General features: G+C 72.4%; 11 protein-coding genes. 7 read left to right on the plus strand and 4 right to left on the minus strand.

Annotated elements, in window-relative coordinates; genetic code table 11:
- Window positions 1–44 precede the first annotated feature (44 nt).
- Both ACIPXM_RS01490 and ACIPXM_RS01495 read left to right on the plus strand, forming a co-directional pair.
- Window positions 45–2,015, plus strand: coding sequence for a biotin carboxylase N-terminal domain-containing protein (locus ACIPXM_RS01490; RefSeq protein WP_401650594.1), 1,971 nt, complete (start codon window positions 45–47; stop codon window positions 2,013–2,015).
- 96 nt (window positions 2,016–2,111) lie between these two features.
- Window positions 2,112–3,245 carry an acyl-CoA dehydrogenase family protein gene (locus ACIPXM_RS01495; protein WP_401650597.1) on the plus strand — a complete coding sequence of 378 codons (1,134 nt, stop codon included), beginning with the start codon at window positions 2,112–2,114 and terminating at the stop codon, window positions 3,243–3,245.
- 38 nt (window positions 3,246–3,283) lie between these two features.
- Here the strand turns inward: ACIPXM_RS01495 and hemC are convergent, their stop codons facing one another.
- The 4 genes from hemC to ACIPXM_RS01515 are packed head-to-tail and all read right to left on the minus strand — an operon-like array spanning window position 3,284 to window position 6,229.
- Window positions 3,284–4,210 (minus strand): hydroxymethylbilane synthase, encoded by a 927-nt coding sequence (gene hemC / locus ACIPXM_RS01500; RefSeq protein ID WP_401650600.1) that lies wholly within the window; start codon window positions 4,208–4,210, stop codon window positions 3,284–3,286.
- A gap of 15 nt (window positions 4,211–4,225) precedes the next feature.
- A complete protein-coding gene (locus ACIPXM_RS01505; RefSeq protein WP_401650602.1) occupies window positions 4,226–4,822 on the minus strand; it encodes an O-methyltransferase in 597 nt (198 codons plus the stop codon).
- Window positions 4,815–5,783 carry a hypothetical protein gene (locus tag ACIPXM_RS01510; RefSeq protein ID WP_401650604.1) on the minus strand — a complete coding sequence of 323 codons (969 nt, stop codon included), beginning with the start codon at window positions 5,781–5,783 and terminating at the stop codon, window positions 4,815–4,817. Before ACIPXM_RS01510 ends, ACIPXM_RS01505 begins: the two co-directional genes overlap by 8 nt.
- 5 nt (window positions 5,784–5,788) lie before the next feature.
- Window positions 5,789–6,229, minus strand: a complete 441-nt coding sequence (locus ACIPXM_RS01515) for an ATP-binding protein (protein WP_401650607.1) — start codon at window positions 6,227–6,229, stop codon at window positions 5,789–5,791.
- Window positions 6,230–6,469: 240 nt separating this feature from the next.
- Between ACIPXM_RS01515 and ACIPXM_RS01520 the strand changes: the two genes are divergently transcribed.
- From ACIPXM_RS01520 to ACIPXM_RS01540, 5 genes are all read left to right on the plus strand, one after another.
- Window positions 6,470–7,333, plus strand: coding sequence for a Scr1 family TA system antitoxin-like transcriptional regulator (locus ACIPXM_RS01520; protein ID WP_401652431.1), 864 nt, complete (start codon window positions 6,470–6,472; stop codon window positions 7,331–7,333).
- Window positions 7,330–7,545 (plus strand): DUF397 domain-containing protein, encoded by a 216-nt coding sequence (locus ACIPXM_RS01525; protein ID WP_401650610.1) that lies wholly within the window; start codon window positions 7,330–7,332, stop codon window positions 7,543–7,545. The genes ACIPXM_RS01520 and ACIPXM_RS01525 overlap by 4 nt, the downstream gene beginning before the upstream one ends.
- Window positions 7,546–7,718: 173 nt before the next feature.
- Window positions 7,719–9,296, plus strand: a complete 1,578-nt coding sequence (locus ACIPXM_RS01530; RefSeq protein WP_401650612.1) for an AMP-binding protein — start codon at window positions 7,719–7,721, stop codon at window positions 9,294–9,296.
- Complete coding sequence (locus ACIPXM_RS01535) at window positions 9,293–10,015, plus strand: enoyl-CoA hydratase family protein (protein ID WP_401650615.1); 723 nt, start codon at window positions 9,293–9,295, stop codon at window positions 10,013–10,015. Before ACIPXM_RS01530 ends, ACIPXM_RS01535 begins: the two co-directional genes overlap by 4 nt.
- Entirely contained in the window at window positions 10,012–10,683 is a 672-nt protein-coding gene (locus tag ACIPXM_RS01540) for a TetR/AcrR family transcriptional regulator (RefSeq protein ID WP_401652433.1), read from the plus strand. Before ACIPXM_RS01535 ends, ACIPXM_RS01540 begins: the two co-directional genes overlap by 4 nt.
- Window positions 10,684–10,804 lie beyond the last annotated feature (121 nt).

Raw genomic sequence — 10,804 nt, forward strand, 5'->3', positions numbered from 1 at the left:
CTCATGACTTCCGCTGGTGACTTCGAAAGGTGAGGGCTGTTCGCGTGATCACTTCTGTCCTCGTGGCGAACCGGGGCGAGATCGCCTGCCGGGTCTTCCGTACCTGCCGCGACCTGGGCATCGCCACGGTCGCCGTGTTCTCGGACGCGGACGCCGACGCGTTGCACGTACGGGAGGCGGACGCGGCGGTACGGCTGCCGGGGGCGACGCCCGCGGAGACGTATCTGCGCGGCGATCTGGTGGTGGCGGCCGCGCTCGCGGCGGGCGCCGACGCCGTCCACCCGGGCTACGGCTTCCTGTCCGAGAACGCGGCCTTCGCCCGGGCGGTGACCGAGGCGGGCCTGGTGTGGATCGGGCCGCCGCCGGCCGCGATCGAGGCGATGGCGTCGAAGACGCGCGCCAAGGAACTCCTGGGCGTGGCACCGCTGTCGGCCGCCGAGGTGACCGAGGCTGATCTGCCCGTCCTGGTGAAGGCGGCGGCGGGCGGCGGTGGGCGCGGCATGCGGATCGTCCGCGAACTGCAAGCCCTTGAGGGCGAGTTGGCGGCGGCGTCGGCGGAGGCGCTGAGCGCGTTCGGGGACGGCGAGGTGTTCGTCGAGCCGTACGTGGAGAACGGGCGGCACGTCGAGGTGCAGGTCCTCGCGGACGCGCACGGCGCGGTGTGGACGCTCGGCACCCGGGACTGCTCGCTCCAGCGCCGCCACCAGAAGGTCATCGAGGAGGCCCCGGCGCCCGGTCTGCCGCCCGGCCTCGCCGAGTCGTTGTACGAGCGGTCCGCGGCGGCGGCGAAGGCCGTCGGGTACGTCGGCGCGGGCACGGTCGAGTTCCTGGTGGCGGACGGCCGCGCGCACTTCCTGGAGATGAACACCCGGCTCCAGGTCGAGCACCCGGTGACCGAGGAGGTGTACGGGATCGACCTGGTCGCGCTCCAACTCGCCGTCGCCGAGGGCCGCCCGCTGCCCGCCGTCGGACCGCCGGAGCCGCGCGGGCACGCCGTCGAGGCCCGGCTGTACGCCGAGGACCCGGCGGGCGGCTGGACGCCGCAGACCGGGCCGCTGCGGGTGGTCGAGTTCCCGGCCGGGCCCGGAGTGCGGGTCGACAGCGGGTACGCGTCGGGCGACGCCGTCGGCGTCCACTACGACGCCATGCTCGCGAAGGTCGTCGCCCACGCGCCGACCCGGGCCGAGGCGGTCCGCAAGCTCGCCCGGGTCCTGGAGCGGACCCGGCTGCACGGTCCCGCCATCAACCGGGACCTGCTGGTCGGGTCGTTGCGCCACCCGGACTTCACGGATCCGACGCGGCTCGGCACCGGCTTCTACGACGTCCATCTGGACGCGCTGACGTCCGCCGCCTCGGGGCCCTCAGGATCCGCCCAATCCGCCCAATCCGCCCAATCCGCCGAATCCGCCGGGCTCGCGGCGGTGGCGGCGGCGCTCGCCGAGGCGGCGGCCAACCGGGGCCGGTTCGGCGGCGGTTGGCGCAACCTGCGGTCGCAGGACGAGTCGCGGACGTACGGCATCGGCTCCGCCACCCACGAGGTCCGCTACCGGCCGACCCGGGAGGGCGGGTACGAGGTCACCGCACCGGCCGGGATCGCTCCGGTCACCGTCGTCGCCGCCGCGCCCGACCGGGTCCGGCTCGAAGTCGCCGGAGTCGTACGGGACTTCGACGTCACCCGCTACCCGGACGGGGTCGTCCACGTCGACCCGCACAGGCTGACCGCCCGCCCCCGCTTCACCGACCCGGCCGAACAGCGCGCCCCCGGCTCGCTGTTGGCGCCGATGCCGGGCACCGTGGTGCGGGTCGCCGAGGGGCTGGCGGACGGGGCCCGGGTCGAGGCCGGACAGCCGTTGCTCTGGCTGGAGGCCATGAAGATGGAGCACCGGGTCGTCGCACCCGCCGCCGGCACGCTCACCGCGCTCCACGCCGTCGTCGGCCGCCAGGTCGAGGTCGGTGCCCTGCTCGCCGTGGTCCAGCCGGACGACACCTCGTCCTCAGCCGACTCCTCGTCCTAGGCCGAGAGCTCCTCGCCCGTCATCCGACATCTCGTCCTGAACCGGTACCTCGTCCTCAGCCGACCGTACGACCGCAGCCCAGGAGGCAGATCCCGCATGAGCACCCTCATCGAATCGGCGGAACACACCGCGCTCCGGGCCGCCGTCGCCGCCCTCGGCCACCGCCACGGCCCCGGCTTCGACCGGGCCGCCCTGTGGGCGGAGGCCGGGAAGCTCGGCTACCTGGGCGTGAACCTGCCCGAGGAGTACGGCGGCGGGGGCGGCGGCCTCACCGAGCTGTCCATTGTCCTGGAGGAGGCGGGCGCGGCGGGCGCGCCGCTCCTGATGATGGTGGTGTCCCCGGCGATCTGCGGCACGGTCATCGCCCGCTTCGGTACCGAGGAGCAGAAGCGCGCCTGGCTGCCGGGCCTCGCGGACGGCAGCCGCACGATGGCGTTCGGCATCACGGAGCCGGACGCGGGCTCCAACTCCCACCGGATCACCACCACGGCCACCCGTACCGAGGACGGCTGGGTCCTCAACGGCCGGAAGGTCTTCGTCTCGGGCGTCGACATCGCGGACGCCACCCTGATCGTCGGCCGCACCTCCGACGCCCGCACGGGCAACCTGAAGGCGTGCCTCTTCATCGTCCCGCGCGACACCCCGGGCTTCGGCCGCCACCAGATCGACATGGAACTCGCCGCGAACGAGAAGCAGTTCGAGCTGACTCTCGACGACGTCCACCTGCCCGCCGACGCCCTCGTCGGCGACGAGGACGCGGGCCTCCTCCAGCTCTTCGCGGGTCTCAACCCGGAACGGGTGATGACCGCCGCCTTCGCGATCGGCATGGGCCGCTTCGCCCTCGCCCAGGCCGTCCAGTACGCGAAGGACCGCCAGGTCTGGAAGACCCCGATCGGCGCCCACCAGGCCATCGCCCACCCCCTCGCCCAGTCCCACATCGAACTCGAACTGGCCCGCCTGATGATGCGCAAGGCCGCCGCCCTGTACGACGCGGGCGACGACGCGGGCGCGGGCGAGGCCGCGAACATGGCCAAGTACGCCGCCGCCGAAGCCTGCGTGAAGGCCGTCGACCAATCCGTCCACACCCTCGGCGGCAACGGCCTGACCCGCGAATTCGGCCTGGCCCGCCTGATCACGGCGGCCCGGGTGGCGAGGATCGCCCCGGTGAGCCGGGAGATGATCCTGAACTTCGTGTCGCACCAGACGCTGGGGCTGCCGAAGTCGTACTGAGCGGGCCCCGCTCCCCGGGGGGGGTATCGGGGGAGCGGTCAATGCGGGATGGCTCGGATGATCTCCAGGGCTCCGTCCCTGATCAGGGTGGCCGCCACGGACGTGCCGAGGGCCTGGGCGTGGCGGCCCCATTCGTGCGCGTCCACGACGTCCTTCCCGTCGAGGGAGAACACGCGGGCCCGCAGGCTGATCCGGCCGTCGGGCTCGGTCCGGGCGAAGGCGGCGATCGGGGAGTTGCAATGCCCCTGGAGGCAGTGCAGCAGGGTGCGTTCGGCCTCGGTCTCGCGGTGGGTGTCGGGATGGCCGAGCGGGGCGAGGACGTCCCGTACGGCGGCGTCGTCCTCCCGGCATTGGAGGACGAGCGTTCCCGATCCGACGGCGGGCATCATCGTCTCCAGCGAAAGCACCTCGGTGATGCGTCCCGCCTCGCCGATGCGCTCCAGCCCTGACACGGCGAGCAGCAGGGCGTCGTACTCCCCGGCGTCCAGCTTCGCCAGTCGGGTGTTGGCGTTGCCCCGGATCGGCCTGGTCGCCAGGTGGGGGTGGGTGCGGGCGAGCTGTGCGACGCGTCGGACGGACGAGGTTCCGACGACGGCGTTCGGGGGAAGCCGGTCGAGTGTCCGCCCGCCCGGCTCCACCAGGGCGTCGTGCAGGCTGTCGCGCCGAAGGTAGGCGGCGAACACCGTCCCCCGTGCGACCGGCACGTCGCCGGGCACGTCCTTCACGCAGTGCACGGCGACGTCGATGTCCCCGGCCAGCAGCGCCTGGTCCAGCTCCCGGGTGAACGCCCCCTTGCCGCCGAGCTGCGACAACGCCCCGGACCAGCGGTCTCCCGACGTGGTGAAGTCGACGACCTCGCTTCTCACGTCCGGTCGTGCCGCGCTCAGTTCCGTGCGCAGACGGGCGACTTGGGCGAGCGCCATCGGTGAGGAGCGGGTGCCGATCCGGATGAAGTCCTGTGCCATGGGGCCACGGTAGTCCTAGCCGGGGTACGGCTCGTCGCCGAGACGCGCCGCGACGGCGAGGCCGGAGGCCCAGTCCATCAAGGTCCAACGCATTCTCGTGTGCCGGGGCATCTCGCGGAGGAACCGGTCCACGCGCGCTTGGTGGTCATCGGGCCAGGTCGGCTGTGGGTTGAGGTCGTCCCCGACGTAGAGAGCGCCCGGCCGTAGGAGCCGCACCAGGCGGTCGAGGCCGGTGAACTTCCCTGGGCGGCAGTCCACGAAAGCAAGGTCGAATCTCGGTCCCTCGTACGTGCGGAGCCAGCGTTCGGCGTCATCGTGAACGAACGCGACCCGAGGGTCGTCGCCGATGTGCCGACGCGCCACCGCCTGGCGTCCGGAGTCGGCCTCGACCGTGACGAGCCGGGCGTCGGCGTCCATGCCATCGAGCAGCCAGGCCGTCCCGGCCCCGATCCCCGTGCCGAGTTCCACGATGAGACCGCCCCGCTTGGCGGCGGCGAGGGTCGACAGGAGGGCGCCGGTGCGGTGCTCGCAGGACATGGCGAAGCCGATCCGTGCGGCTTCGGCGAGGATGCCGACGAGTGGGCGGGGCAGGCGGCCGGGGGTGTCATCCAAGGGGTGCACGTTCGTCTCCCAGGTGGCGCGCGACGTCCTCTGCCGCGAAGGTCAGGACGAGGTCCGCTCCGGCCCGCTTGAGCGACCCGAGGTATTCGGCGGCCCCGCGCGGTCCCAGCGCCCTGAGCACGGCGTACTCACCGCTCGTCGAATAGGCGATGATCGGCCGGTCCGTCGCGGGACGCAGGGCCGTGAGCACGTCCACGGCGGTCAGGGCCGGCTGGAGGCAGAGGCTGTCCGCGCCCTCCGTCTCCCACAGCCGCGCTTGCGCGAGGGCCTGCCGCGGAGCTTGATGTGCTGCGAGCTGGAGGCTGCGGCGGTGCCCACGTGCCGGGTTCGTCGCCATCAGACTCTTGAACGGCCCGTACAACTCCGTGTGGAGCGCGATGTTCGGACAGACACCGACGGCGACATGTCCGCTGTCCGTCAGGGCCGATCTGACGGCGTGGACCGATCCGTCGAGCATGGCGGTGGGGCTGACCGCGTCGGCTCCCGCCTCGGCGTGCAGGACGGCCATCCGCGCCATCAGTGCGTAGGAGGCGGCCAGATCGGGGCTGCCGTCCCGGTCGACGATCACGCACTCGCCGTGGGAGGTCCAGGCGCACCCGCACACCTCGGTGGTGACGACCATGTCGGGTACGGCGGATCTGATCGAGCGGATGGCCCGCACCATCAGGTTCCGTTCGCTCAGTGCTTCACGGGCGGTCGGAGACCTGTCCTCCCCGTACGCGAACAGCTTCAGGCCGCGCAGTCCGAGCGTGCGCCACCTGCTCACGGTGGCAGGGACGTCGAACAGGGCGACGGCTCCGGGAAGCCCGTGGTCCGGCGTCGTCGGCAGGACCAGAAGCGGTGCCGTGAGATCGCGTACGTCGAGCAGTGGGCGTTCGTAGAGCTCGCGTACGGAGGCCCGGGCGCGGCCCGGATGCACGCCGCCGGGTCCCGGCAGGTGGGGTACGGGCATGGCCGCTACCACGAGATCACCGCCCAGACGACCTTGCCCATCGGGCGGTCGTCCACGCCCCAGCTCCGGGCAAGGGCTTCGACGACGAACAGGCCCCGGCCACGGGCACGTTCATCGGAATCCGGTCGGCGCCGGGGGCGGCGGCGGGTCGGGTCGTGCACCTCGACGCGGACGTGACGCGGGCCGGTGGACACCGTGACGAGGATCGAGTCGCCCGGCTCGGTCCCGTACCGGACGGCATTGGTGACCAGCTCCGAGGTGACGAGCTGGAGGTCGCTCACCCGGTCGAGAGCGAACGGGGGGTCCGCGAGATTGACGACTTCGCGGACGTACTCCCGTGCAGCCCTTGCGGTTTCGGGGGAGCTGCCGAACGTCCGCTGTGCGGGCGGGGCGGCGGGAGCCGGGTGGAGAGGCGTTCCTAAGCGTTGAGGAAGCATGGCAGCCATGCGAATCCCTTCGGACGCAGGTGCTGGTCCGCGCGAGTGGTCGCGACGCCAGCGAGAGCGCTGACGCGCTTCGTGGATTCAGAGTGCTCGCCCAACTACTCTTCGTGCAAGCAGATTCACTCGATCGTAGAAATTTGCACGCATGGAGGTGGCTGGTCTCCCGTGGCGATGAGGCAGATGACATGCGTCGACACCGCACGGCAGACTGGCCGCGCGACAGGCGAGCAGGGAGGGGACAGTGTGAGTGCGCCTACCGTGCGCCGGCGCAGGCTCGGCGCCACACTTCGTGCGCTGCGCGGAAGTCGGACCTTGGAGGAGGTGGCCGGAGCGTCCTCCGGTGTCTTCACCGTGTCCCGGATCAGCCGGTTCGAGAACGCCAAGAACGCACCCAAGGCGAAGGACGTCGACGCTCTCCTCGACGTTCTCTCCTCACTGGGCGCCGAGGTGAGCGATGAGCTGCGCAAGGCGTTGCTCACGCTGACCCGCGAGGGCGGGCAGCGCGGCTGGTGGCAGTCGTATCGCGGGGTGCTCACGCCGGTGTACGAGGATCTGATCAGCCTGGAGGCTGACGCGAGTTCGTTCTCCACGTGGCAACTCGGAGCCATTCCAGGGTTGCTGCACACCGCTGAATACGCGCGGGAGATCATCCGTGCGACCGCCATGTCGGACGCGGTCGAGGCAAGAATCGACGCTCTCGTCGAGGTCCGGCTCGCGCGGCAGTCGATCCTCACGCGGGAACAACCCCTCACGCTGTGGGCCATCCTGGCCGAGGGCGCCCTGCGCACGCGGACGGCGGACCCTGCCGTCATGTACGAACAACTCGGCCGACTGCTGTCGATGGGCGCGCGGCCGAACGTGAACGTCCAGGTGCTGAGATCCGACGCGCCGCCCCACGTCGGCCAGTTGAGCAGCTTCTCGATCCTCGGCTTCGGCGATCACCCCGATCTCGACGTCGTGCACACCGAGGCGCTGACCGCCGCCCTGTACGTCGAGGAGCGCGAGCACGTCTCCATGTACCGGGACGCGATGCAGCGGCTCACCTCCGCCGCTGAATCCGTCGAGCACTCGGCGGAACTGATCACAGAGATAAGGAACTCCCTATGAACCACATCGGTGACGCCTCCGCCCTGCCCGTGACCTGGTGGAAGTCGTCGTTCTCCGACACCGGGGCGCAGTGCGTCGAGTGCGGTGTCGTCGACGCGACCGGCCGGGTCGTCGCGGTGCGCGACAGCAAGGTGCCGACCGGCCCGGCGCTGCTGCTGAGCTTCGGCGCCCTCGGCGCGCTCGTCGGAGCGGTGCGCGACGGCCGCCTGTAGAAGTCGTCGGAAGTGAACCGTGCGGCCCGTCCCCTCCACGGGGGCGGGCCGTCGGCCTGTCTCCGAAGCCGCCTTTGGGCGGAGAATCATGCAGGCGTGCTTGATTGTTTCTCCGGCTGCTGAAAAAGTCTCCCCACTCCGTACGTCACCCATCCAGCAGGGGGCACGCGCGCATGGTCTTTCACAGCGAGTACGCGGATGTTCCGGTCGTCTCCCAGCCCATTCACGACGTCGTGCTCGGGCGGGCCGCCGAGTTCGGGGAGTTGCCCGCGCTGATCGACGGTACCGGCGGGGAGGGGGCGCTGACGCTCACGTACGGGCAACTGGACGCGTTCCACCGGGCGGTGGCCGCCGGGCTTGCCGGGGCCGGGGTCGGGAAGGGGGACGTGGTCGCGCTGCACAGTCCCAACACCGTGCTGTTTCCCGTGGCGTTCTACGCGGCGACGCGGGCCGGGGCGGCGGTGACCACCGTGCATCCGCTGGCTACGGCCGAGGAGTTCGCGAAGCAGTTGCGGGACTCGGCGGCGAGCTGGATCGTCACCGTTTCGCCGCTGCTCGCGGTCGCCCGGGCGGCGGCCGAACTCGCCGGGGGCGTACGGGAGATCTTCGTCTGTGACGCGGCGCCCGAGGGGTCCGGGGTGCGGTCGTTGCGGGGGTTTCTGGGGTTGGCGGTCGACCAGGCGCCGGAGGTGGAGATCGATCCGGACACGGACGTCGCCGCCCTGCCGTACTCCTCCGGCACCACCGGGGTTCCCAAGGGCGTGATGCTCACCCACACCTCCATCGCCACCAACCTCACCCAGCTTGAGCCTCTGATGCCGATGGGCCCCGGCGACCGGATCCTGGCCGTCCTGCCCTTCTTTCACGTGTACGGGCTCACGGCGCTGATGAACGCCCCGCTGCGGCACGGCGCCGCCGTCGTCGTGCTGCCGCGCTTCGAGCTCGACGGCTTCCTCGCCGCCATCGAGAAGCACCGCATCAACGCCCTCTACGTCGCCCCGCCGATCGTCCTCGCGCTCGCCAAGCACCCCGCCGTCGCCGACTACGACCTGTCCTCGCTGCGGTACATCGTCTGCTCCGCCGCCCCGCTCGACTCCGCGCTCGCCGCCGCCTGTTCGGCCCGGCTCGGACTGCCCCCGGTGCTCCAGGCGTACGGCATGACCGAGCTGTCCCCCGCCACCCACCTCGTCCCGCTCGACGCCGAGAACCCGCCGCCCGGCACCGTCGGCAAGCTGCTGCCCGGCACCGAGATGCGGCTCCTTCCCCTGGACGGCCAAGAAGGCGGCTCCGAGGGGGAGATCGTCATCCGGGGGCCGCAGGTCATGAAGGGCTACCTCGGGCGGCCCGAGGCCACCGCCGCCATGATCGACGCCGACGGCTGGCTGCACACCGGCGACATCGGCCGCGTCGACGCCGACGGCTGGCTGTACGTCGTCGACCGCGTCAAGGAACTCATCAAGTACAAGGGCTTCCAAGTCCCGCCCGCCGAACTGGAAGCCCTCCTCCTCACCCACGAAGGCATCGCCGACGCCGCCGTCATCGGCGTCGTCGACGGCGACGGCAACGAGGTCCCCAAGGCGTTCGTCGTACGGCAGCCCGCCGCGCCCGGGCTCAGCGGGAGCGACATCATGGCGTACGTCGCCGAGCGGGTCGCCCCGTACAAGAAGATCCGGCAGGTGGAGTTCGTCGACACCGTGCCCCGAGCGGCGTCGGGCAAGATCCTGCGCCGGGAACTGAGGAACCGCACATGAGCCTGGTGACCGTCGCCACCGACCGGGGGATCAGCACCCTCACCCTCGACTCCCCCGCCACCCGCAACGCGCTCTCCGCCCCGCTGCTCGCCGCGCTCGTCGACGCGCTCGCCGCCTGCGGCAAGGACCCGGCCGTCCGCGCCGTCGTGCTCACCCATACCGGCAGCACCTTCAGCGCCGGCGCCGACCTCAAGGCGCCGCCCGGCCCGTACGCCTTCGTCGACCTCCTCCGGCAGATCGTCGAACTGCCCAAACCCGTCGTCGGCGTCGTCGACGGCCACGCCCGCGCGGGCGGCCTCGGGCTCCTCGGCGCCTGCGACATCGTGCTCGCCTCCGACGACTCCGACTTCGCGCTCACCGAGGTCCGCATCGGCGTCGCCCCCGCCGTCATCTCGCTGACCCTGCTGCCCCGCCTCGAACCGCGCGCCGCCGCCCGCCACTACCTCACCGGCGAGCGGTTCGGCACCGAACAGGCCCGCGCGATGGGCCTCGTCACGGCCTCCCTCGACGAGCGCGAAGCCGTCCTCGACGGGCTGCGGCAGGGCTCCCCGCAGGGCCTGCGGGCGGCAAAGCGGCTGGTCACGGCTAGGCTCCTGGAGACCTTCGAACGCGACGCGGAAGAGCTGGTCCAGCTGGCCGCGTCGCTGTTCGCCTCCGCCGAGGCGCGTGAAGGGATGACGGCCTTCCTCGAACGACGGGACCCCACGTGGCGCCTGTGACCGGCAACGGCACCCAGCCCCCGCCCAGCCCCGCGACCTCGCCCAGCCCCGCGACCTCGCCCAGCCCCGCGACCTCGCCCGCGCCCGGGTCCCGGACCGCCGGGCCCAAGCAGGACCGCAGCCGGGCCACCCGGCAGCGGCTCCTGGAGGCCGCCGTGGCCTGCCTCGCCGAGCGCGGCTGGGCGGGCTCCACCGTCGCCGTCGTCGCCGAGCGCGCCGGGGTGTCCCGGGGCGCCGCCCAGCACCACTTCCCGACCCGCGAGGACCTGTTCACCGCCGCCGTCGAGTACGTCGCCGAGGAACGCTCCCAGGCGCTGCGCGAGCTGCCCACCACCGACCGGCCGACCGTCGTCGCGGGCCTCGTCGACCTCTACACCGGGCCGCTGTTCCGGGCCGCGCTGCACCTGTGGGTCGCCGCCTCCGACGAGGAGCAGCTGCGGCCGCGGGTCACCGAGCTGGAGGCGCGGGTGGGGCGTGAGGCGCATCGGATCGCCGTCGAGCTGCTCGGCGCGGACGAGTCCCGGCCGGGCGTCCGCGAATCCGTACAGGGGCTTCTGGACATGGCCCGGGGCCTCGGCCTCGCGACCCTGCTCACCGATGACCGGGCGCGGCGGGAACGGGTCGTGGCGCAGTGGTCCCGCCTCCTGGACGAGGCGCTGGGCGGCTGACCGACGGCGGGGAGGGGGTCGGGGTCGGAGTGGGGGGGGGGGGGGGGGGGGGGGGGGGGGGGGGGGGGGGGGGGGCGGGCGGCGGGGGCGGCCGCCCCGGGCGCCCCCCCCCCCCCCCCCC

The organism is Streptomyces sp. NPDC090025 (genome assembly GCF_044748125.1).
Lineage (GTDB): Bacteria > Actinomycetota > Actinomycetes > Streptomycetales > Streptomycetaceae > Streptomyces.